21 protein-coding genes are annotated in these 22,044 nt (G+C 73.3%); 12 read left to right on the forward strand and 9 right to left on the reverse strand.

What is annotated here, in order from left to right:
* Positions 1-122 precede the first annotated feature (122 nt).
* From BUB97_RS03850 to BUB97_RS27180, 3 genes are all read right to left on the reverse strand, one after another.
* Complete coding sequence (locus BUB97_RS03850) at positions 123-914, reverse strand: DUF1206 domain-containing protein (RefSeq protein ID WP_073131683.1); 792 nt, start codon at positions 912-914, stop codon at positions 123-125.
* Between the two features lie 88 nt (positions 915-1,002).
* A complete protein-coding gene (locus BUB97_RS03855) occupies positions 1,003-2,286 on the reverse strand; it encodes an MFS transporter (protein ID WP_073131685.1) in 1,284 nt (427 codons plus the stop codon).
* A complete protein-coding gene (locus tag BUB97_RS27180; protein ID WP_073131688.1) occupies positions 2,283-2,999 on the reverse strand; it encodes a dienelactone hydrolase family protein in 717 nt (238 codons plus the stop codon). Before BUB97_RS27180 ends, BUB97_RS03855 begins: the two co-directional genes overlap by 4 nt.
* 281 nt (positions 3,000-3,280) lie before the next feature.
* Here BUB97_RS27180 and BUB97_RS03865 point away from each other — a divergent pair, with 281 nt between their 5' ends.
* The gene (locus BUB97_RS03865) at positions 3,281-3,970 is read left to right on the forward strand and encodes a Crp/Fnr family transcriptional regulator (RefSeq protein ID WP_073132184.1); all 690 of its coding nucleotides are present in this window, start codon (positions 3,281-3,283) and stop codon (positions 3,968-3,970) included.
* A 4-nt stretch (positions 3,971-3,974) separates the two neighbouring features.
* Here the strand turns inward: BUB97_RS03865 and BUB97_RS03870 are convergent, their stop codons facing one another.
* From BUB97_RS03870 to BUB97_RS03885, 4 genes are read right to left on the reverse strand one after another with little or no spacing between them, the layout of a single operon-like run.
* Entirely contained in the window at positions 3,975-4,511 is a 537-nt protein-coding gene (locus BUB97_RS03870) for a hypothetical protein (RefSeq protein ID WP_073131690.1), read from the reverse strand.
* Positions 4,508-4,798, reverse strand: a complete 291-nt coding sequence (locus BUB97_RS03875; protein WP_073131692.1) for a PqqD family protein — start codon at positions 4,796-4,798, stop codon at positions 4,508-4,510. Before BUB97_RS03875 ends, BUB97_RS03870 begins: the two co-directional genes overlap by 4 nt.
* Complete coding sequence (locus BUB97_RS03880; RefSeq protein WP_073131694.1) at positions 4,788-5,813, reverse strand: radical SAM protein; 1,026 nt, start codon at positions 5,811-5,813, stop codon at positions 4,788-4,790. The genes BUB97_RS03875 and BUB97_RS03880 overlap by 11 nt, the downstream gene beginning before the upstream one ends.
* On the reverse strand, positions 5,810-7,696 hold the full coding sequence (locus tag BUB97_RS03885) for a S8 family serine peptidase (RefSeq protein ID WP_073131696.1): 1,887 nt from the start codon (positions 7,694-7,696) through the stop codon (positions 5,810-5,812). Before BUB97_RS03885 ends, BUB97_RS03880 begins: the two co-directional genes overlap by 4 nt.
* Positions 7,697-8,058: 362 nt before the next feature.
* On the opposite strand from BUB97_RS03885, the gene BUB97_RS03890 reads away from it, so the two are divergent.
* Together BUB97_RS03890 and BUB97_RS03895 are read left to right on the forward strand one after the other, a co-directional pair.
* The gene (locus tag BUB97_RS03890; protein WP_175562553.1) at positions 8,059-10,905 is read left to right on the forward strand and encodes an adenylate/guanylate cyclase domain-containing protein; all 2,847 of its coding nucleotides are present in this window, start codon (positions 8,059-8,061) and stop codon (positions 10,903-10,905) included.
* Positions 10,906-10,967: 62 nt separating this feature from the next.
* Positions 10,968-12,035, forward strand: coding sequence for a DUF808 domain-containing protein (locus BUB97_RS03895; RefSeq protein ID WP_073131700.1), 1,068 nt, complete (start codon positions 10,968-10,970; stop codon positions 12,033-12,035).
* A gap of 19 nt (positions 12,036-12,054) precedes the next feature.
* Here BUB97_RS03895 and BUB97_RS03900 read toward each other — a convergent pair whose 3' ends face one another.
* Positions 12,055-13,029: a Bug family tripartite tricarboxylate transporter substrate binding protein gene (locus BUB97_RS03900; RefSeq protein ID WP_175562554.1), complete on the reverse strand. Its 975-nt coding sequence runs from the start codon at positions 13,027-13,029 to the stop codon at positions 12,055-12,057.
* 16 nt (positions 13,030-13,045) lie between these two features.
* Positions 13,046-14,032, reverse strand: coding sequence for a Bug family tripartite tricarboxylate transporter substrate binding protein (locus tag BUB97_RS03905; protein WP_073131702.1), 987 nt, complete (start codon positions 14,030-14,032; stop codon positions 13,046-13,048).
* A gap of 131 nt (positions 14,033-14,163) precedes the next feature.
* Between BUB97_RS03905 and BUB97_RS03910 the strand changes: the two genes are divergently transcribed.
* From BUB97_RS03910 to BUB97_RS03950, 9 genes are all read left to right on the forward strand, one after another.
* Positions 14,164-14,970 (forward strand): IclR family transcriptional regulator, encoded by an 807-nt coding sequence (locus BUB97_RS03910; RefSeq protein ID WP_086061885.1) that lies wholly within the window; start codon positions 14,164-14,166, stop codon positions 14,968-14,970.
* 26 nt (positions 14,971-14,996) lie between these two features.
* Entirely contained in the window at positions 14,997-15,575 is a 579-nt protein-coding gene (locus tag BUB97_RS03915; protein ID WP_073131704.1) for a carboxymuconolactone decarboxylase family protein, read from the forward strand.
* 7 nt (positions 15,576-15,582) lie between these two features.
* Entirely contained in the window at positions 15,583-16,527 is a 945-nt protein-coding gene (locus BUB97_RS03920; RefSeq protein ID WP_073131706.1) for an SMP-30/gluconolactonase/LRE family protein, read from the forward strand.
* Between the two features lie 46 nt (positions 16,528-16,573).
* The gene (locus BUB97_RS03925; protein ID WP_073131708.1) at positions 16,574-17,557 is read left to right on the forward strand and encodes a Bug family tripartite tricarboxylate transporter substrate binding protein; all 984 of its coding nucleotides are present in this window, start codon (positions 16,574-16,576) and stop codon (positions 17,555-17,557) included.
* Positions 17,558-17,684: 127 nt separating this feature from the next.
* Positions 17,685-18,485 (forward strand): SDR family NAD(P)-dependent oxidoreductase, encoded by an 801-nt coding sequence (locus tag BUB97_RS03930; RefSeq protein ID WP_073132191.1) that lies wholly within the window; start codon positions 17,685-17,687, stop codon positions 18,483-18,485.
* A complete protein-coding gene (locus BUB97_RS03935; protein ID WP_245818187.1) occupies positions 18,476-19,468 on the forward strand; it encodes a Bug family tripartite tricarboxylate transporter substrate binding protein in 993 nt (330 codons plus the stop codon). Before BUB97_RS03930 ends, BUB97_RS03935 begins: the two co-directional genes overlap by 10 nt.
* The gene (locus BUB97_RS03940; RefSeq protein WP_073131711.1) at positions 19,468-20,295 is read left to right on the forward strand and encodes an amidohydrolase family protein; all 828 of its coding nucleotides are present in this window, start codon (positions 19,468-19,470) and stop codon (positions 20,293-20,295) included. Before BUB97_RS03935 ends, BUB97_RS03940 begins: the two co-directional genes overlap by 1 nt.
* A 53-nt stretch (positions 20,296-20,348) precedes the next feature.
* The gene (locus tag BUB97_RS03945; RefSeq protein WP_073131713.1) at positions 20,349-20,690 is read left to right on the forward strand and encodes an ArsR/SmtB family transcription factor; all 342 of its coding nucleotides are present in this window, start codon (positions 20,349-20,351) and stop codon (positions 20,688-20,690) included.
* Positions 20,687-22,042 carry an FAD-dependent oxidoreductase gene (locus BUB97_RS03950; RefSeq protein WP_073131715.1) on the forward strand — a complete coding sequence of 452 codons (1,356 nt, stop codon included), beginning with the start codon at positions 20,687-20,689 and terminating at the stop codon, positions 22,040-22,042. The genes BUB97_RS03945 and BUB97_RS03950 overlap by 4 nt, the downstream gene beginning before the upstream one ends.
* Positions 22,043-22,044 lie beyond the last annotated feature (2 nt).

Genomic DNA, 22,044 nt, shown 5'->3' on the forward strand with positions numbered 1-22,044 from the left:
CTGCGGGTTTGCCCGCAGCCCTTCCGCCGGCCCGGCCGGACGAACCCGCCGCGCCGCGCGGCACACCGACGCTGGAAGGCGTGGAGGACGCGCGGCTGAAGAGCTGAGGCCCTGCAAGCCGCTCAGGTGGCGATCCGCCGGTAGCGGGCCTCGGCGAACTGGAAGGCGCCGAAGGCCGCGAGGCCGAGCGCCACCAGCCCGAAGGCGACGCGCCCGAAGGGCTGTTCCTGCAGGGCGAGCAGGGCGCCGCCCAGGCCGCGCGCCTCGCTCGGATCCGCCTGCACGGCCGCGATGACGAGAAAGGCGCTGATGATGACGAAGACCACCGCCCGCGCCGCATAGCCGGCGCGGCCCAGCGGCACCACCCAGCCCGCTGTGCCAGGCCCGCAGACGAGATGGCGCCGGAAGGATGCGGTCCAGGCCTTCGCCGCCATGCCGAGGCCGGCGCCGAGCACCGCGATTCCCGCGCCGGCCACCAGCCAGCGGCCGAAGGGCTGGGCGAGGAGCCAGCGGGTCCAGTCCCTCGCCGCCTGTTCCTCGCCGCCGCGCGGGGCCGAGCCAAGGAGAAGGTCGAGGGCGAAAAGGCCAAGGCCGACATAGATGATCGCAGAGACAAGCTGACCGATCCGTGGGCCGAGGCCGCGCCACCCCGTGCCGAGTCCGTCCGCATCCGTGAGGGACTGGATGGCCCTCCAGAGTGCGAAACCGAACAGCCCGAGGGCGACCACCAGCAGCAGGGCGCCGCCCCAGGGCTGGGAGGGTATGGCCTGCAGCGCGCCCTTGGAGCCGGCCACCTCGCCGCCGCCGCTGGTCGCGGCGAGGAGGGCGATGAGGCCGACCAGGAGGCTGACAAGGCCACGTGCCGCGTAGCCGAGGCGCGCGAGCCATTCGAGGCCCTTCCTCTTCGCCGTCATCTCTCTCCCCGGTGCATGCTGTGGGCAGGCGGCAAACGCGGGCTCGGCCCATCCGGTTCCTTGCATGCCCTCGCGGGGCCCTGGCGCTTCAGGGCCGGGGCGAGGAATAGCGGCCGCCCAGGGGCGCCGCGGCCGGGCACGCCCGCAACGCGAGGGCCAGGGCGGCCGTGCCGAGCAGGGCGAGGCCGCCGGAGAGGAGAAGCGGGGCATCGGGACCGGTGATGCCGGCCAGGGCGGCCATGCCGGGCGGGGCGAGGAGCACCGCCAGGGCACGCCCGGCGAAGAGGGCGCCGATCACCCCGCCCGCGCAGCGGCGGCCATACAGATCCACCACCACGCTGGGCAGCAGGGCGACGAAGCCGCCCTGGAATATGCCGAAGGCGAGGGCGAAGGCGGCGAAGCCGAGGGCGCTGCTGGCCTGGGCCCACCAAGCCATGCTGGCCGCCACCCCCAGGCAGCAGGCGAGCAGGGTCTGCCCCCGCCCGTGCTGGTCGGCCACGGCGCCGAGGGCCAGGCGGCCGATGATGGAGCCGAGGCCGATGAGGCCGAGGAGCCAGAGCGCCTCCGCCGCGTCGAGGCCGCGGGCGCGTGCGGTGTTGACGATCTCGGCAAAGGGCAGGGCGATCGGCGCGGAGACGAGAAGGCAGCCGGCCATCAGCCAGGGGAAGCGCCGGCCGGCCATGGCGCGGCCGATGCTCACCCCCTCCAGACTGGAGGGCACCGGCTCCCGGGCCGGGCTATCCAGGCCATCGGGGCGCAGGCCGCAGCGTTCGGGAGAGGGGGCCAGGAGCTGCGCCGCCAGCAGGCCGAGGATGGCGATGGCGAGGCCCGCCACGGGAAAGGCCGCGCGCCAGCTTCCGCAGGCGGAGAGAAGGGTCGCGGAAAGGGGGACGAGCGCGGTGCCGACCCCCACCCCGGCCGTCGCGATGCCCGAGGCCAGGCCGCGCCAGGCGACGAACCAGCGCTGCACCACGGCCAGCGCCGGCACATAGGCCAGGCCGGCACCTGTCCCCACCATCAGCCCGTAGCAGAGCAGCACCTCCGCGAAGCTCTCTGCCCGTGCCGCGAGGAGGAAGCCGAGCGCGATGGTGGCCATTCCGATGGAGACAGGCCAGCGGGCCCCGAAGCGGTCCGAGATTGGGCCGCTGATCGCACCGACGGCGAAGGCCATGGCGCCGCTGATGGCGTAGAGCAGGGTGACCGAGGCATGGGAGGCGCCGAAGCTCTCCCGCACCGGCACGGCGAAGGCGGGGAAGGAGTAGATGGCGCCGAAGCTGATGGCCTGCACCGTGAAGGAGCCCGCCACCACAGCCCAGCCGCGGAATGCCAGGGGCGGGCGCCTCAGGGACCTCTGGCCTGCGACGCGCGTCATCGGCGCAGCTCCGCCGGCACCGGCCGTAGCGCCGCGCGGAGGAAAGCTGCGACCCGCCCGACCGCGTTCTCCGTCACCTGCGGGTCGCTGCGCGAGGGAAGGCGCATCCCGCCCTCGGGCGCCGGCAGGCTCTGGTGGCTCTCTGGCCAGGCCCCGTCGGCATAATCCCAGGCATGGGTAGCGCCGGGATAGGCATGCTCGGCGAGTCCCGGGGCTCCGGCCGCGCAGGGGAGGCCGGGCGAGAGGATGAGGGCAGGGAATGCGGTGATGGCGGAGGATGGCGGGCAGCCGGGATAGAGGGCCGCCGCGGGCCGTCCCTGGGCCAGCGCGAGAGCCTGCCGGCCGCCCCGGCCGAAGCCGAGGAAGGCCATGCGCCGCGCGTCGAGCCGCGATTCCGTCACCACCGCCGCGAGGGCCTCCGCGAGGCGGCCGGGATCAGGCTCCGCCTCGTCCTCGTCGCCGGGGTCGAATTCCAGTGTGGCCATCCCCTCGGCGTTCAGGCGCTCGACATAGACATCCGCGCGGCGGTCGCGCCCTAGGCGGTCCGGCAGGATGACGACGAGGGGCGGAGCGTGCGGGAGGTCGGGGCGGGCGATGTGCAGCGCGCCGAGGCCGGGCCAGCCCGTCAGCTCGATCTGCAATCCTCCCTGGCAGCAGGCCGCGGCGGCCGCGGGGGCCAGCAGAAGGACAGCGAGGGCAGTCGGCGCGAACATGGGATCACTCCTCCGGTCGGAGGCGGGGAGACTGGCCGCGCCGCCGTTCCGGGCGCTGTGCGCTTCGTCACACCGCGCGGAGGGCGGCGTGAGGAGACTCCGGCCCTTCCCCTTTCCGGAGGCGCCGGATGGATCCGCGCAAGATGTCCGCCTGCTGCCGCGCGGAGGACTCCTCCGCGGCGAGGTTCCGGGATGGCCGCCGCTACGCCAGGGCGAACGGGGCGTCCGTGCATTTACGGCGGCGTGCCGCGGCGCCAATCTGGCCGGATGAGCCCTGTGTGATGGACGATCTCCTTCGCCTGCCCTTCTTCCGGAGCTTCGGTAAAGATGCGCTGGAGCCGCTGGTCGCGGTGGCGCGGTGGCGCGGATTCACGGCCGGGCAGACGGTGCTGGAAGCCGGCGATGTGGCCCAGGACGTGTGCTTCATCGCGGAGGGAGAGCTGCGCGTGGTCGCGCGCAGCAGCGGCGGGCATGAGATGATCCTGAACGAGCTGCGTCCCGGCGGCGTGTTCGGCGAGATCGCGGCCATCGATGGTGGGCCGCGATCGGTGAGCATCGTGGCGCTGACCCGCGCGCGGGTCTGCTCCATCGCGGCGGCACCCTTCATGGCCTTCGCCCTCTCCACCCCCGAGGCATCGCATCACCTCATGCGCATGCTGGCGGGGCTGGTGCGGGAGAAGGATGCGCGGCTGCTGGAGCTGGCCGTGCTGCCGGTGCGCGCGCGGTTGGCGGCGCTGCTGCTGCGCCTCTCCCGCCCGAGGGAAGGGGGCGGGCGCATCGTCTCCCCGCCGCGTCCGCATCACGAGCTCGCATCGCGCATCGGCACGCGGCGCGAGGTGGTGTCCCGCACGCTGAGCGCGATGCAGCGCGAGGGGCTGGCCGATTCCACGCGCGGCGGCGTGCTGCTGCTGCGGCCCGAGGCGTTGGAGGCGGAGGTGGAGGAGGGCTACGCCGCCGCTTCCCGCGGATGAGGGATCACGCCATCAGCGTCGCCGCGGCGAGCTGCAGGATCACCTGGCTCCGGCCCGCCGCGTAGCTCGGGTCACGGAAGGCCATCAGCTGCTTCACGGCCTTGCCCCAGTCGTCCTTCGGGTCGGCCACGCGCAGCGTCATCTCCTCCATGAGCGAGAGGCGCTCGAAGCCCCAGATCGTGCGGAAGCTGCCAAGGCTGCGCTCGCTCTGCTGGAAGACGGTGTAGGTGCCGAGATAGGCGATGCCGGCCGGGCATGCGAGGAGCGTGGCGTTGCTGTCGCTGATGAAGGTCTGGAACGCGCCGTACTGCTCGCGCGGCACCTCATAGCCCCATTCGAGGAGGATGCGGCGCGTGTTCGCCGCCCCCGTGCCGGGCGCCGTTCCGCCGCCTGTCCCGCTGCTGGAGGCCGGTGGCACGAGGAGGAACTGCTCGCCGCTCCGCACCACGGAGACGAGCGGCGCCACGCTGGCCGGGGGCACATGGCCCTGGGCGCGAAGAAGGGCCTCGGCGGCACGGGCTGGATCGGCTGCGTCGCTCATGGGAGACACTCCGGGAAGGGGATGCGTTGCAGCAGGCCGCCGGCGCGGAGATCGGCCAGGCCGGCCTCCAGGGTCTGGCGCGCGGTCTCCGCGTTCAGGGCAGGCGTCGTGCGCTCGAAGAAGGCTGCCTCCAGCGCGGTATCGTCCCGCCCGTCCACGAGCTCGAGGATCAGCCAGGCGGTGGCGTTGAGCTGGTGCAACCGCGGTGCGGCGGGCGTGTAGGCCAGGCAGGCGCCGAGTTCGGGCACGGGACGCAGCCGCAGGCCGGGCGCGCGGCTATGGCGCATCGGGCAGGGCCTCCCGCGCGGGCAGGACACGAAGGTCGGTGCCGTCGTTCAGCCCCGCATCGAATGGGTCCGGCGCGTCCCAGCGCCCGTGGAAGGCATAGGCGGTGGAGCGGCAGCCGCCATGCGTGTGCTGGGTGGAGGCGCATCCGGCGCAGCTCGCCTCCACCTGCCCCGCGCGCAGGCGGCGGTAGAGCGGATGCTCCCAGGTTTCCAGGAAGGGCGTGGTGGTGACGTCGCCGTAGTCCACATATTCGCGCAGGTACATGCAGCCGATGGAGCGGCCATAGGCATTCACCGCCGCCATCTGCCAGCAGCAATTCGCGTCGTTCGGGTGCCAGGACTGCATGAGGCGCAGCCCCTGCGGCGGGCGAAGCGCCGCGATGGCCGTCATCATCTCCTCCAGCGAGAGGGAGAGCGTGGCCCAGTCCCGCCGCATGCGGCCGAGCGGATAGGGGCGCAGCACGCCCACGGCCTCCACGCCCTCCGCATGGGCAAGCTCCAGCAGGGCCTGCAGCTCCCGGCGGTTCTCGCGGTTCATGATGACGAGCACCGTCACGGGAAGCCCGGCCCGGCGGAGGGCGCGGATTCCGGCCAGGCTGCGCGCCTGGCTTCCTGGCACACCCGTCAGCCCGTCATGCGTCGCAGCGGTGGCGCCGAGGAGATCGACCATCGCATCGCCGAGGCCGATGGACTTCAGCCGCGCGGCCATGGCGTCGTCCACCAGGGTGGCGTTGGTGCGCAGCCGCGTCATGGCGCGCGGGGCGGCATGGGCGATGACCTCCAGCACATCCGGCCGGTGCAGCGGCTCGCCTCCCTCGATCATCACGGAGATCACACCGGCCTCGAAGAACTCGTCGAGCAGGCCGGTCCATGTCGCGGCGGGCAGCTCGCGCGCGGAGGGGGTGCGCGTGCAGTCGGCGTAGCAGACCCGGCAGTCGAGGTTGCAGGACTGGGTGTAGCCGATCGTCACCTTCATCGGCCGGTGCAGGGGCGGGGAGCCGCCGACGAGGCTCATGCGGGTTCCTCCAGCGTGCGGGCGAGGGCCGCGGCCGCGTCCACGCGGCCCGCGCCGAGTTCGGGGGTCCATGCCGCGCCCGCCCGTGCCTCCCGCGTGGTTTCGCGCAGGATGGCGCGGATGCGTTCGGCGGGCAGGTGCGGCCGGGCCTGGAGCATGAGCGCGACGATGCCGGCCACCTGCGGTGCCGCCATGCTGGTGCCTGTCATGGGGACGCTGGCGCGATGCGTCATGCCGTCGCCGTCGCGCAGCCCGCCCAGGCCCGAGGCGCCGGGGACATTCACGCCGGGGGCGGCGAGGTCGGGTTTCTCCGTCCCGCTGCCGGTCGGGCCCATGGAGCTGAACTGCGCGGGAGCCTGACCCGGAAGGGCATAGGCGGCAACGCAAACCGGGCGCTCGGCGCAGGCCAGGGAGCCCAGGGAGCAGCCGGCCCCGTCAAGCGTCTCCCCCGGCGGGGGAAGCCGCGGCTCGAACCAGGAGGAGCTGTCGGGGCGCCGGTCGTCGCGTTCGATCCAGGCCTGGAAGGGGCGGGGCGCGGGCACGGCGTCGGGCGCCAGCCGCAGGGTGACCTGCCAGCTCTCCTCGGCCCCGGACGGCATGAGGCGGATCTCGAAATGCTGGAGGGGGGCCTCGGTATGGGGCGGGCGGGTGGTCGAGACGGCGGTTCCGATCATCGCGTCCTCCCGGTCCCGCAGCACGATGGCGGGGTCGTCGCGGAGGCGCCCGGGCTCGAGCAGGGAGTCCGGCGCCTCGCCCGGGCGGCCGAGGGAGAGGTCGAGCGCCGGCATGCCCTCCTGCATCGGGGTGTAGATGCGGAGCATGTTGGCGGTGCGGTCCCCGGCGGCGAAGCGCCAGGTGAGGGTGGCCGGCTTCTCCGGCGTCACCTCCCCCGCCCGGTGCAGCCCGGCTTCCCGCATGTTGCCGGACGCGACCGTGATGGCGCGGCCGGGAGTGGCGAGCAGCGCATCGAAGGCGCGGTCCATCAGCCCCTGGCCGTCATGCGCGCCGGTGTTGGCCCCGATGCTGAGATTGACCACGGCGGGCATTCCCTCCCGCGCGGCCAGGTGGAACAGGGCGCAGACGCCGTCGAAGACATCCGTCGCGTCGCCTTCCGAGACGAGGGCGCGCGGGCGGAGATGCACGAAGGCGAGGGCGGCCCCTGGGGCGACGCCGGGCGGGGTGGGAACGGCCCAGGGCCCCTGGGCCGGGCGCCGGCCGCCGGCCAGGGAGAGCACATGCGTGCCGTGGACGGCCGTGCGGAATTCCAGCTCCGCCGCCGGATCCCCGCGCGTCGCCGGGTCCTGCAGCCGGTAGCCGTTCTCCCAGGGGAGGTAGGCCGCCGCCGCATAGGGATCCGGCCGGGCGAGGAACCCGTCCAGCTCGGCCGGGTCCAGAAAGCGGCCGGGCAGGGCCGCGCCGGGCTGGGTGGGACCGTTCTGGTCCCAGAGGAGGCGCAGCCGCGTGCCGCCCAGCCCATCCGGCCCGTGGCGGAAGGCGGGGTGGGCGAAGGCGCAGCCGAAATCCACCACGCCGACCAGTACCCCGGCGCCATCGGCGGGGCCGCCCGGCAAGTGGGGCAGGGCGGCGGGCTCCGCGTGGAGGGCGGCCAGGGTCGTGGAGAAAGGGCTGCCCGCCAGCTGCTGCACCTGCATGGCCCAGCCCTGTTCCGCGAGATCCCCCAGCGTGGTGAGGAGGCCGCGCATCATCTCCTCCGGCGGACCGGGGGCAAGATCGATGCGGAGGGAGACATAGAGCGGGCCCTCCGCCCGCGGGGCACTGCCGTCCGGTGGCAGGACCGTGCCGTCCGCCTCCCGCACCGCATGGCCGAAGCGGATCCCGGGGCGCGGGCGGATGGTGCCGCCCTCCGGGATGCGGGCGAGCACCCCGAATTCCGACTGTCCGGGATTCATGGCCAGGGCGAAGGCGGCCGCGCGGAGGACCGGATCGACGCCGAAGCGGGCCGCACCAGGGCCCGCGGTGTCCGTTTCGAACAGCGTTCACCCCTCCCCCTGGTCCCCGGAGGCTAGCAGGGCCTAATGTTGCCCCGCAGCAACTTTCGTCACCTCCCGGCGGCCTCTGAAGGGCACTGCCGCCGGGCTCCGGCTCTGCTCCGCCCCGTCCTGGAGGCCCGGCCCTGAACCGCTTTCCGCCCATCGAGCCGTGCCAGGCCTGCGGCTTCGCCAACCCTCCGGGCATGCGGTTCTGCGGCGGGTGCGGGGTCCGGCTGCGCGAGCCGGCGGGGGGCGTGACGGCCGAGGCGGGGGAGCGGCGGCCCGTCACGGTCCTCTTCGCGGACCTCGTGGGATCGAGCGCCCTGGCGGCGCGGCTGGACCCCGAGGATCTCCGCCGCCTGCTGCTGGCCTATCGGGAGGCGGCGGCGGCCGTCGTGGCCCGGCATGGCGGAAGCCTGGCGCAGCACCAGGGCGACGGGCTGCTGGCCCGCTTCGGCTTCCCCCTGGCGCGTGAGGACGATGCGGAGCGGGCCCTGCGGGCGGGGCTGGACCTGGTCTCCGCCGTGGGGCGGCTTCGGGAACGGCTGGAACCCGCGCTGCGGGTGCGCGTGGCGGTGCACAGCGGAATCGTCGTCGTGGCCACGCTGGGCCATGGGGCGGCGGCGGAACCCGGGGCCATGGTCGGCGAGGCCACCACTATCGCCGCCCGGCTGCAGCATGCGGCCGGCCCGGGCGAGGTCTGGGTCAGCGAGGCCACGCGCCGGCTGGCCCCGCGGCGCTTCCGCTACGCGCCGCAGGGGGAAGTGACGCTGGCGGGGCTGCCCCGGCCCGTGCTCGCGCATCGCCTGGAGGCGGAGCTGCCGCCCGGGCTGGTCCCGCCCGTGCTGCCGATGGTGGGGCGCGAGGACGAGCTGCGAAGCCTCTTCGCCGCCTGGCGCGATGCCCAGGAGGGCGCGGGCACGGCGGTGATGATCGAGGCCGAGCCGGGGCATGGAAAGAGCCGGCTGATCGAGGAGTTCCGGCTGCGGTTGGGCGAGGCGGGCCCCGGGGCGGTGCTGGTCGCCTGCAGCGCGGGGGAGGAGGCCAGCGCCTTCCGCCCGCTGCTCGCCTGGCTGGCCCGCGCCGCGGGGACGGACCCGGCCACCCCGCCGGCGGCGGCACGGGAGGCGCTGCGGGCATGGATGGCGGGCCGTGGCCTGGAAGGCGGCGAGCACGCGGCGCCGCTGGCCGTGCTGATGGACTGCGCGACCCCGGAGGAGGCGGCGGAGATGGAGGCGGCGGGGCGTCGCCGGCGGCGGCGGAACCTGGCCGCGCTGCTGGCGGCGCTGCGGGCCGGGGCGGCCGGGCCCACCCCGCTCTTCATCGCCGAGGACATCCACTGGGCGGATGAGAGCACGCTGGCCGTCCTGCGGAGCCTGGCCGATGCCTGCGCGGCCCCCGAGACGCCGATGCTGCTGCTGCTGACCCGGCGGACCGAGGGAGCCAACCTGCCCGGGCCCGCGCCTCTCACCCTGCGCCTGGCCAGGCTGGGCGAGGAGCAGGCGAGGCATCTCGCCGCCGCCGCCGCGCCGGAAGGAGCCGATCCCGGCCTGCTGGACCGGATCATCAGCCGCGCGGGCGGGGTGCCGATCTTCCTGGTGGAGGCGGCGCGGGACGCGCAATCCGACGCCACGCTGCCCCTGAGCCTCCGCGCGGGGCTGACCGCGCGGCTGGACGCGATGCCGGAGGCCAAGCCGGTGGCGCAGCTTGCCGCGGTGATCGGCCGGTCCTTCCGGGGGGATCTCATCACGGCCCTCGCCGAGACGGTGGGGCTACCCTCCCCGCGCCGGCCGCTGCGGCGGCTGGTGGAGGCCGGGCTGATGGAGCCGGAGGGGCCGGCGGAGGCCCCCACGGGCTATGCCTTCCGGCACGAGCTGATGCGCGACATGGCCTATGAGACGCTGCTGCGAAGCCGGCGGGCGAGCCTGCACCTGGCCCTGGCGCGCCTGCTGCCGGAGCGGTTCGGGGAGATGGTCTCGGCCCGCCCCGAGATGCTGGCGCGGCATCTGGCGGCGGGCGGCGCGGCCCGGGAGGCCATCGTGGCCTATGAGAAGGCGGCCGGGCGAGCCATGCGCGCCGGCGCCCATGCCGAGGCCGCCGGGCATTTCCGCGCCGCCATCGCGGAATTGCCGAAGCTGGATGATGCCACCCAGCGCGACACGATGGAGGCGCCGCTGCAGATCGGGCTGGCATCCCAGCTGACGATCACGCGGGGCAATGCCGTGCCGGAGGTGGGCCAGGCCTTCGCCACCGCCCATGCGGCGGCGCTGCGGCTGGACGACCGGTCCCTGCTGCTGCGCACGCTGCGGGGCTTGCAGACCTTTCACCTCGTCCGCGGCGCGGTGCTCGAGGGCCATGCGATCGGCGAGCGGATCATGGCGCTGATGGCGGGGGAGCGGGATGCCGCGGTGCTGCTGCAGGCGCACCGGCCCTTCGGGCTCGGCCTTCTCTATCTCGGGCGCCATGCGGAGGCGCAGGTGCATCTGGAGCGGGTGCTGGCGCTGTACGACCCGGCGCGGGACGAGCCGCAACGCTTCGACTACGGCTCCGACCCGGCCGTGCTGGCGCGGGCGCATCTGGGCTGGGCGCGCTGGTTCCAGGGGGATGCCGACGGCGCCTTCGCGGCGGATGCCGAGGGGGTGGCGGCCGCGCGGGCGATGGGCCATGCGCATAGCCTCTGCTTCGCACTCGCCTTCCGCTGCGCGCTGGCGCAGTTCGCCGGGCATCCCGCGGCCTGCCTCTCCGCCGCGCGCGAGCTGCAGGCCGTCGCGGCCGCCCCGGAGTTTCCATACTGGTCGGCCTGGGGCGCGATGCTGGAGGGATGGGCGCGCGCCCGCATGGGCGACGCGGCGGAGGGCGAGACGCTGCTGCGCCAGGGCCTGCGCGACTATGCCGCCATGGGGGCGGGGCTGCTGCGTCCCTATGGGCTGGCGCTGCTGGCCGGGATCCTGCCGCCGGGGCGGGAGGCCGAGGCGGCGGGCCTGCTGGAGGAGGCGGAGGAGCTCAGCGCGGCCGGCGGCATCCGCTTCGCCGCCCCGATCATCGATGCGGCGCGCGAGCGGCTGAGGGGCGGGCGAGACCGCTTTGCGGAGGGGGCCTGAACCATGGACCGAAACGCCCGGCGCGGCGGCCGGTTATAGGGCCTTGTTCGGCAGGAGTCCCCATGAGCACAGGCCTCATCGCATTGCTCGACGACGTGGCGGGGCTGGCCAAGGTCGCCGCCGCATCCCTGGACGACGTGGCCGCCCAGGCCACCCGGTCCGGCGCCAAGGCGGCGGGGGTGGTGATCGACGACGCGGCGGTGACGCCGCGCTACCTCACCGGCTTCTCGGCCGCCCGCGAGCTGCCGATCGTCGGGCGGATCGCGCTCGGCTCGGTGAAGAACAAGCTGCTCTACCTGCTGCCCGCGGCGCTGCTGCTGAGCGCCGTCGCACCCTGGCTCATCACGCCCCTGCTCATGCTGGGCGGCGCCTATCTCTGCTACGAGGGGAGCGAGAAGGTCTACCACGCCATCCTGCCGCACCGGGCCGAGGCCCATGAAGTGGCGACGGGGGCTGCGGGGCTCGATCCGAAGCGCCTGGAGGACCAGAAGGTCCGCTCCGCGATCCATACGGACTTCATCCTCTCGGCCGAGATCATGGCCATCACGCTCGGCACGGTGCCCGATTCCTCCCTGCTGACGCAGGTGGCGGTGCTGGCTGTGGTGGGGCTGGCGCTGACGGCCCTCGTCTATGGCGGGGTGGCGCTGATCGTGAAGGCGGATGACGTGGGCGTGGCCCTGGCGCGGAACGACCGGCCGGTCTCCGGCCTGGGGGGGCGGGCCAGGGAGCCCGGCGCGGCGGACCGGCTGCTGCGGCCGCTCACCCAGGGCCTGGGGCGCGGCCTGGTGCTGGGCATGCCGGTCTTCCTGCGCGTGCTGAGCATCGTGGGCACGGCCGCCATGGTCTGGGTGGGCGGCAGCATCATCATCCACGGGCTGGAGGCGTTCCACCTGGGCATGGTGGGCCATGCGGTGCACCGGACAGCGGAGGCGGTGGGCCATGCGGCACCGGCCGCCGCGGGCATGGCGGAATGGCTGGTGACGGCCGCGGCCTCCGGCATCTTCGGGCTGCTGGTCGGGGCCGCGCTGATCCCGCTCGTCGGCACGCTTGCACCGCCGGTGCAGGCCCTGCTGGGGCGGTTGCGCGGTGGGCGGGGAGGGGCCTCGGCGCCCTCCTCGGCCGCGGACTGAAGGGAGGCGCCGCGCCCCGTCATTCCAGGCGGATGTTCGCGGCCTGCGCCACCTCGCGCCAGCGGGCCAGGTCCTGCCGCAGGAACCCCTCCCCGGCCTCGAGCGAGGAGGGGCGGGCCGTCGCGCCCTCATTCGCCAGGTTCGTGGCCAGCCTTCCGCCGGACAGGGTGGTGTTCACGGCGGCGTTGATCCGGGCGCGGATGGGTTCGGGAATGTCGCGGCGGCCGATCAGGCCCCACCAGATCCCGGCCTCGTAATCCGGCAGGCCGCTTTCGCGCGGCGTGGGGGCCGCGGGGCCGGCAGCGGGACGATCCTCGGAGGTCCAGCCCAGCAGCTTCACCCGGCCGCCGCTGATCAGCCCGGCGGCGGCAGTGGCGGTGGTGAAGGTGAGCTGGATGACATTCGCGATCATGTCGTTCAGCACGGGGCCGGTGCCGCGATAGGGCACGTGCTGCATGTCCAGCCCCGCCTTCAGGGCGAAGAGCGCGCCGCCCATATGGCCGATGCTGCCCATGCCGGCCGATCCGTAATCCACCTTGCCCGGACGGGCGCGGATATAGGCGATGGCCTCCGCCATGGTGCCGGGCGGGAAATCCGGGCCGGAGAGCATCACGAGGGGCGCGGTGGCAAGGAGGCCAACCATGGCGAGGTCGCGCCCGGCATCATAGGGCGTGCTCTGCACCGCCGCGCTGGTGGCGAAGGTGGAGGAGGTGACGAGCAGCGTGTGGCCGTCGGCCGGCGCGCGCGCGACCTCCGCCGTGCCCAGCGTGCTGCCGGCGCCGCCCTTGTTTTCCACGATGAAGGGCTGGCCGAGGGCGCGCTGCAATTCCTCGGCGAGGGGGCGCGCGACGGCATCGTTGCTGCCACCGGGCGGGAAGGGCACCACCACGCGCACGGGGCGGCTGGGCCAGGCCGGCTGGCCCGAGGCGGGCCGCGCCAGGCCGGCGACGAAGGGCGTGGCGAGGAGCGGCAACAGGCTGCGGCGTTGCGTCACGATCCGTCCTCCGCCGTCAGTCGAGCGAGATGCGCGCCGCGCTGGCCACGCGGCGCCAACGCTCGATCTCGGCACGCTGGAAGGCGCCGTATTCCTCCGGCGTGTTGCCCACCACGCCATAGCCGGCCGCTTCCAGCCGGGGCGCCACCTCCGGGTGGCGCAGGGCGCGCACCACCTCCTCATGCAGGCGGCGCAGCACCGGGGCGGGAAGGCCGGCCGGCTCCATGACCGCCTGCCAGGAGCTGACCTCGAAGTCCGAAAGGCCGCATTCCCGGGCGGTGGGCACGTCGGGCAGCAACGGGTTCCGTTCGGCGGAGGTGACGAGGATGGCGCGCAGCCGCCCGTCCTTCACCGGCTCGATGATGGTGCCGAGGCCCTGGAAGGAGATCTGGGTGCGGCCGGCCAACTGGTCCGTCACCGCCGCCGCGCCGCCGCGGGAGGGGACATGGGTGGCCTCCGTGCCCGTCTTCTGCGTGAACAGCTCCATGGTCAGGTGCGGGGAGGAGCCGATGCCGCTGGTGGCGTGGAAGACTTGGCCCGCATTCGCCTTCATCCAGGCGATCACGCCTGGCAGGTCGGTGGCGGGCACCTTCTCGGGGTTCGTGACGAGCACGTTGGGGGTGGTGACGGCCAGCGTGACCGGCGCGAAGTCGCGCAGGGGGTCGTAGCCGGGGTCGCGGTAGAGCACGGCGTTGAGCGCGAAAACCCCGATGGAGCCGACAAGCACCGTGTAGCCGTCCGGCGCGCTGCGGGCGAGCTGCCGCGCGGCGATCTGCCCGTTCGCGGTGGGCTTGTTCTCCACCACCACCGGCTGGCCGATGGCCTGGGACATCTGGTTGCCGCTGGCGCGCGCCACGACATCCGAGGCGCCGCCGGCCGCGAAGGGAACGATGAAGCTCACGGGCCGGGAGGGCCATGCGGGCTGCGCGGCCGCGCGCCGCGCCAGGCCGGTTGCCATGCCCGCCGCCATGAGGCCGAGCGCGCCGCGCCGCCGGATCACCATCAAGCTTCCTCCGTCCGTTCCGGCAACAGCTGCCGGTCCGCCTGTGCCGGCGGCCTGCGGCCATCCTAGGCGGCAACTTTCATCATATGCAAGTGACTTCCATCTGACGGAAGTCGTGCTAGGCTCGGCGCATGGGAAAGCAGCCGCGACGCGCCAGGGCGCAGCCAGGGGCCGAGAAGTTGGTAGAGGACGCGACCGCGGGGACGGCCCCGCGTGCCTTGCGCTCCGTCGCGCCGGCGCCGGAGGTGCGCGGGCTTGGCGGCGACGGCGTGCGGGCCGTGGACCGCGCGCTGGTGATCCTGCGGGCCTTCCGGGAGGAGGACGGCCCGCTGGGGCTGACCGAACTCTCCCGCCGGGCCGGGCTGAACATGACGACGGCGCTGCGGCTGCTCGGCACGCTGGAGGGGCATGGCTTCGTCAAGCGCCTCCCCTCCGGCGGCTATCTTCTCGGCCCGACTCTGCTGCTGCTCGGCGACCTGTTCCGCCGCTCCCTCCGGCTGGAGCACCATGTGATGCCCGCGCTGGAGCGGCTGCGCGCCGAGAGCCGGGAGAGCGCGGCCTTTTTCGTGCGCGAGGGCGACCAGCGCCGCTGCGTGTTCCGCCTCGATTCCCCGCAGCTGGTGCGGGATGTCGCGCATGTGGGCGAGGCGCAGCCGCTGGGGCGCGGCGCGCATGGGCGATCCCTGATTGCGCTGGAGAATGGCGAGAGCCTGCCCGTGGTGAGCCGTGGCGAGCGCCTGCCGCAGATCGCCGCGATTGCCTGCCCCGTGCTGGATTCGGCGGGCGGCGTGGCGGGCTCCATCGGCATTTCCGTGCCGCTCTACCGCTTCACGCCGGAGGTGGAGGCGCTCTGCGTTCCGCTGGTGATGCGGGAAGCGGCGGCGATGACGCGCGATCTGGGTGGCGATCCTGCGCGCCTCCAGGCAGCCGCGCGCTGAGGCGGCAAGGGGAGAGGACAAGAAGCATGGCCCGGATTGAGCTGACGCCGGAGGCGGAGCGGAGCCCCGAGGAACAGGCGGTTTGCCAGGAGGCCATCTCCGGCATCCGCGGCCGCGTGCCCGCGCCGATGATCGCCTGGCTGAAGAACCCCGAGCTGGCGCGGCGCGGCCAGAAGCTCGGCGAGCTGCTGCGCTACCAGACTACGCTGGAACCGCGCCTCAGCGAACTGGCCATCCTCGTCACCGCCCGGCACTGGACCGCCCATTACGAATGGACCGTGCACAAGCGCGAGGGGCTGAAGGCCGGGATGGACCCGGAGGTGGTGGCTGCGATCGCGGCGCGGCGCGAGCCCGCGCTGCGCGACGACGCCGAGCGCGCGGTCTATGACGTCTCCTCCACGCTGCTTGCCACGCGCCGCGTGCCGGAGCCGCTATACTGGCGCGGCGTGGCGGCGCTGGGCGAGCGCGGCATGGTCGAGCTGGTGGGAATCCTGGGCTATTACGCGCTGGTCGCGATGACGCTGAATGTCTTCGAGATCGGGTTGCCCGAAGCCTTCGCACCCGAGCTGGGGGCGGAGCCGGGCGACCCCATGCCGGTAGGCTGACGCGCCAATGTGGGAGCCGAGCCTGCGCTACCCCGATCCGGCCATCCGCGCGCTGGATCCGAGCTTCGAAAAATACCACCTCGCCCTGGCGGGGGTGGAACGCCTGCACACCGGCTGCCGCTGGGCGGAGGGGCCGGTCTGGTTCGGCGCCTGGCGCAGCCTGCTCTGGAGCGACGTGCCGAGCGACCGGATCCTACGCTGGGACGAGGTGACGGGGCAGGTGACGCCGTTCCGCGCACCGTCCAACAACGCCAATGGCAACACGCGGGACCGCGAGGGGCGGCTGGTGACCTGTGAGCATGGCGGGGATTCCGGCGGGCGGCGGGTGACGCGCACGGAGCATGACGGCGCCATCACCGTGCTGCTCGATTCCTTCGAGGGAAAGCGGCTGAACTCGCCGAACGACGTGGTGGTGAAGTCGGACGGCTCCATCTGGTTCACCGACCCGCCCTTCGGCATCCTGGGCCACTACCAGGGGGTGAAGGCGCCGCAGGAGCTGCCGGAGCGGGTCTATCGCATCGACGGCGCGACGGGCCGCGCCACGGTCGTGGCGGATGATGTGAGCGGGCCGAACGGGCTCGCCTTCTCGCCGGATGAATCCAGGCTCTACGTCATCGAATCCCGCTCCCGTCCGCGCACCATCCGGGTGTTCGACGTGGAGGGAGACCGGCTGCGCAACGGGCGCGTGCTGCTGGAGGCCGGGGCGGGCACGCCGGATGGCTTCCGCGTGGATGTCGATGGAAACCTCTGGTGCGGCTGGGGCATGGGCGACCCGGAGCTGGACGGCGTGCGGGTCTTCAACCCGTCGGGCCAGCCGATCGGGCATATCGCGCTGCCCGAGCGCTGTGCGAATCTCTGCTTCGGCGGGCGGCACCGGAACCGGCTCTTCATGGCCGCCAGCCACTCCCTTTACGCGCTTTACGTCAACACGCAGGGGGCGCCCGGCGGCTGAGCCGCGCCCGGAAGCAAGCAACCAGAACTGGGAGAGGAAACACGAGATGAATACCCGTCGCCAATTCGGCGCGATCATGGCCGGCGCGGCGCTGCTGCCGCTCGCGCGCCCGGCCATCGCCCAGCCCGCGCGCCTGCCGGACGGCCCGATGCGGCTGGTCGTTCCCTTCCCGCCGGGCGGGCCGAACGACCTGGTGGCCCGCGTGCTGGCCCAGAAGCTGGGCCCGATCCTCGAGCGCAACCTGGTGGTGGAGAACCGCTCCGGCGCCGGCGGGGTGGTGGGCACGGACAATGTGGCGAAGTCCGCGCCGGACGGGCGCAGCCTGGCGCTGACCAGCGCCGGAGCCATCGCCATCTCCCCCGCCCTGGGCGCGCCGATGCCCTTCGACGCCGCGAAGGACCTGGCGCCGATCACCCTTGTCGCGCTGATGCCGGAACTGCTGGCCGTCACGCCCTCGCTTCCCGTGCGGACGCTGGCGGAGCTGATCGGCTATGCGAAGCGGAACCCGGGCAAGCTGAACTTCGCCTCCTCGGGCAATGGTTCCATGCCGCATCTGGCGGGGGAATCGCTGCGGGCCGCGGCGGGGATCGACATCGTGCACGTGCCCTATCGCGGTGCCGCGCCGGCCGTGACGGACCTGATGGCGGGCCAGGTGCAGATGATGTTCGCGGACATGCCGGCGATGATGTCGCAGGTGCAGTCCGGCGCGCTGCGGCCCGTGGCGCTGGCCAGCAAGGAGCGTTCCCCGCTGCTGCCGGAAACGCCGACCCTGGCCGAGGCGGGCCAGCCCAGCGTGGAGGCGGAGAATTGGTACGGGCTGGTCGCCCCCGCCCGCACGCCGGAGCCGATCCGCAACCTGCTGCATGAGGCCGCGGCCCGCGCGCTGAAGGACCCGGAGCTGGTCAAGGCGTATGGCGAGCAGGGCGCGCGCCCTGTGGGGAACAGCCCCGCCGAATTCCGAGACTTCATCGTGGCGGAGACGCAGCGATGGGGAGCCATCGGCCGGCGCGCCAATGTGACGATGGATTAAGCGAGGTGAGGTGTTCGCATCCCCCGCCGGGACCGGGGCGCGTGACGCTCTCCCTCCCCTCCGGGCCTCGCCCGGCCCCTCCCGCCGGCCCGGCGCCGGCCGCATGAACGGAACGCAGGACAGCACCATGGCAGGACGTCTGGCAGGCAAGGTCGCCATCATCACCGGGGCGGGATCGGTCGGTCCCGGTTGGGGGAACGGGCGTGCCGCCGCCGTGCTCTTCGCGCGCGAAGGCGCGCTGGTCTATGGCGTGGACAAGAACCTCTCCGCCATGGAGGAGACCGCCGCCCGCATCCGGGAGGAAGGCGGGCGCTTCGTCATGGGCGAATGCGACGTGATGAGCGGCGCCTCCATCGCCGCCATGGTGCAGGCCGCCCACAAGGAATGCGGGCGCATCGACATCCTGGTGAACAATGTCGGCGGCTCCGCCAAGGGCGGGCCGGTGGAGATGAGCGAGGAGGTCTGGGACACCCAGATCGACTACAACCTCAAGAGCGTCTTCCTGACCTGCAAGCATGTGCTGCCGATCATGGAGGCGCAGGGCGGGGGCGCGATCGTCAACACCGCCTCCACCTCCGGTATCCGTTGGACCGGCGCGGCGCAGGTGGCCTATGCGGCCTCCAAGGCGGGGATCATCCAGTTCTCCCGAGTCGTCGCGGTGGAATATGCCAGCCGCAACATCCGCGTGAACACGGTGGTACCGGGGCAGATGCACACGCCGATGGTGGAGGTGCGCCTCGCCGGGCAGCGCGCGGGCGGTGACGCGCAGGCGCTGCTGGCCTCGCGCGTGAAGCGCATTCCCATGGGCTTCGCCGGAGATGGGCGGGATACCGCCAATGCCGCGCTGTTCCTCGCTTCCGACGAAGCGCGGTTCATCACCGGCACGGAAATCGTGGTCGATGGAGGAATGTCCGTCCGATGCGACTGAACCATCTCATGCCGACGCGCCGGGGTCTGCTGGGCGCCTCTCTCGCCCTGCCGGCGCTGCGCCCCTCAGGCGTCCTGGCGCAGTCCTTCCCGGACCGGCCGATCCGGCTGATCGTGCCCTTTCCGCCGGGCGGGCCGGTCGATCTTTCCGCGCGCATCGTCGCGCAGGCCCTCTCCGAGGAGCTGAAGAGCCCGGTGGTGGTGGAGAACCGCTCGGGAGCCGGCGGGGTCGTGGGCACGGATGCGGTGGCCAAGGCCGCGCCCGATGGCTACACGCTGGGCTTCAGCAGCACCGGCGCGGTGGCGGTGAACGTCACGCTGATGCCGAACAACCCCTATGATTCGCGCAAGGATTTCGCGCCCGTCTCCATCGTGGCGGGCGTGCCGACGCTGCTCTGCGTTCATCCGCAGCTCCCGGCGCGCAGCGTGGCGGAGCTGGTGGCGCTGGCGAAGGCGCGGCCGGGCCGGCTGAACTTCGGCTCCTCGGGGCCGGGCGGAACGCCGCATCTCTCGGGGGAGCGCTTCAAGCTAAACACGGGCGTCAACATCGCCCATGTGCCCTATCGCGGGGCGGCGCCCGCCATCACCGCGCTTCTGGCGAATGAGGTGGAGATCGCCTTCCTCGACCTGCCCGTGCTGCTGCCACATGTGCAGGAGGGGCGGCTGCGGGCGTTGGCGGTGACGAGCGCGCAGCGTTCCCCGGCCCTGCCGGACGTGCCCAGCTTCGCGGAGGCGGGGGTGAGCGGCATGGAGATCGAGAACTGGTATGCCATCCTCGCGCCCGCCGGCACGCCGGCGGAGCGGGTGGCCAGGCTTCATGGCGCAACGGCTGCCGCCATGGCGAAGCCGGCGACGGCTGGGCAGTTCACGAGCCAGGGCGCGCGGATCATCGTCAGCAAGCCGGATGAGGCGCTGGCCTTCATCCGGGACGAGGTGGGGCGCTGGGCGGAGGTGGTGCGCGCCGCCGGGGTGAAGCCGGACTGATGGCGCCCCGATACACCCCGCCCCCGGGCGCCTGCGACGCGCATTGCCACATCTGGGGTCCGGCGGCGCGCTTCCCCTTCGCGGAGGGCCGCCCCTTCACGCCGCCGGATCGTGGCAAGGAGGATCTGGCGGCGCTCTATGCGCGGCTGGGCATCGAGCGGTCCGTCATCGTGCAGGCGATCGTGCATGGCACGGACAACGGCGCGATGCTGGACGCCATCGCGTCCAGCGGTGGCCGCTACCGCGGCGTGGCGCTGGTGGATGACAGCTTCGACGAGCGCGCGTTGGAGGCTCTGCATGAGGGCGGGGTGCGCGGCGTGCGCTTCGGCTTCGTGAAGCACCTGAAGGCGCGGCCCGATCTCGGCTTCTTCCGCCGCATCGTCGCGCGCATCGCCCCGCTGGGCTGGCACGCGCAGATCCATCTGGACGCGGCCGACCTGATCGAGCTGCGGGAGGAGCTGGACGCGCTGCGCATCCCCTTCGTGATCGACCATATGGGCCGGGTGGATGCGGCGGGCGGCGTGGAGCAGCCCGCCTTCCTTGCGCTGCTGGAGCAGGTACGGCGGGAGAATTGCTGGGTGAAGGTCTCGGGTGCGGACCGCGTTTCCACCGCCGGCCCACCCTTCCACGACGCGCTGCCCTTCGCCCGCGCGCTGATCGCGGCGGCGCCGGACCGCGTGTTGTGGGGGACGGATTTCCCGCATTCGAACCCCCGTCACATCGTGGAGGACGATGCCAGCCTTCTCGAACTGCTGCCGTTGATGGCCGATCAGGCGGGGCTGGAACGATTGCTCGTGAAGAATCCGGCCCGCCTCTACGGGTTCTGACCGGCGCCCGGGACCCGGCTTGACCATCTCCATATCTCCAATATTGTGGAGATATGGATAAGAAGGCCGTCATTGCCGCCCTTGGAGCCCTGGCCCAGGAGACGCGGCTCGATATCTTCCGGCTGCTGGTCCAGGCCGGCGGGGCCGGTATGCCGGCCGGCGCCATCGGGGAGAGCCTTGGCCTGGCCTCCGCCACCCTCTCCTTCCATCTGACGCAGCTTCGCCAGGCGGGGCTGGTCACCTTCCGGCGCGAGGGGCGGTCCCTGATCTATGCCGCTGAATACGCGGCCATGAACGGGCTGGTCGGCTTCCTGACCGAGAATTGCTGCGGCCGTGACCGGGGTTGCGGCTCCGGGTTGGGCGGCCTTTCCCGAGAGGAAGGGCTTCGGGCATGACGGACGGCGCGCTTCCCGTCGCGGTGATCGGCGCGGGTCCGGTCGGGCTGGCCGCGGCTGCGCATCTCCGCGCGCGCGGTCTCACCCCGCTGGTGCTGGAGGCGGGGCCGGCGGTCGGCCACAGCATCCGCGCCTGGGCGCATGTGCGGATGTTCACGCCCTGGCGCTACTGCGTGGATCCGGCGGCACGGGCGCTGCTGGAGGAGGCCGGCTGGGTCCATCCGCCCGCCGAAGCCGTGCCGACGGGCGCGGAGCTGGTGGCGCGCTACCTCGAACCTCTGGCCGCCCTGCTCCCGCACATCCGGCTGAACAGCCGCGTGGTGGCGGTGACTCGGCGCGGGGCGGACAAGATGCGAACGGCGGGGCGGGAGGCGCTGCCCTTCGTGCTGCGGGTCGAGGAGCCGGACGGCGCGCTGCGGCTGATCGAGGCGCGGGCGGTGATCGACGCCTCCGGCACCTGGACGACGCCGAACCCGGCCGGTGCCGATGGGCTGCCCGCGATCGGCGAGGCGGCGGCGGCCGACCGGATCGCAACCGGCATCCCCGATGTTCTCGGCCGGGATCGCGCCCGCCATGCCGGCCGGGTGACGGCGGTGATCGGCGCCGGGCATTCCGCGCTGAACGCCCTGATCGACCTGGCCGCGCTGCGGCGCGAGTGTCCGAGCACGCGTATCCTCTGGGTCACGCGGAAGCAGCGGCTGGAGGAGGCCTTCGGCGGTGAGGCGGCGGACGGGCTGCCCGCCCGGGGCGCCTTGGGCAGCGCGGCGCGGCAACTGGTGGAAAGCGGTGCCGTGGAGGTCGTCTCTCCCTTTCATGTGGCGGAGATTCGGCGGGAGGGGAAGGGCCTGCGGGTGCTGGGGGAGGGCGCCGGGCATCCGCGCGCCTTCACCGCCGATACCCTCGTCGTGGCCACGGGCTTCCGGCCCGATCTCTCCATGTTCAGGGAGATCCGCCTGGGGCTCGATCCCTGGCTGGAATGCGCGGCGGCGCTCGGCCCGCTGATCGACCCCAACCTGCACAGCTGCGGCACGGTGCGCCCCCATGGCGCGCGGGAACTGGCGCATCCGGAACCCGGTTTCTTCATCGCGGGCATGAAGAGCTATGGCCGCGCGCCGACCTTCCTGCTGGCCACGGGGCACGAGCAGGTGCGCTCCATCGCGGCCGCCCTGGCCGGTGACGTGGACGCGGCAGGGCGGGTGGAGCTGGTCCTGCCGGAAACCGGCGTATGCCATGCGGGCCCGGCGGTGGCGCCGCTGCAACCGGCCGGTGCGGGGGGCTGCTGCGGGGTGGCGCCGGCCGTGGCGCCCGCGCCTGTGGTGGCCTGCTGCGCCCCCCGGCGCGAGCCGGCCTGAGC

The organism is Muricoccus roseus, from assembly GCF_900141905.1.
Taxonomy (GTDB): Bacteria; Pseudomonadota; Alphaproteobacteria; order Acetobacterales; family Acetobacteraceae; genus Roseomonas; species Roseomonas rosea.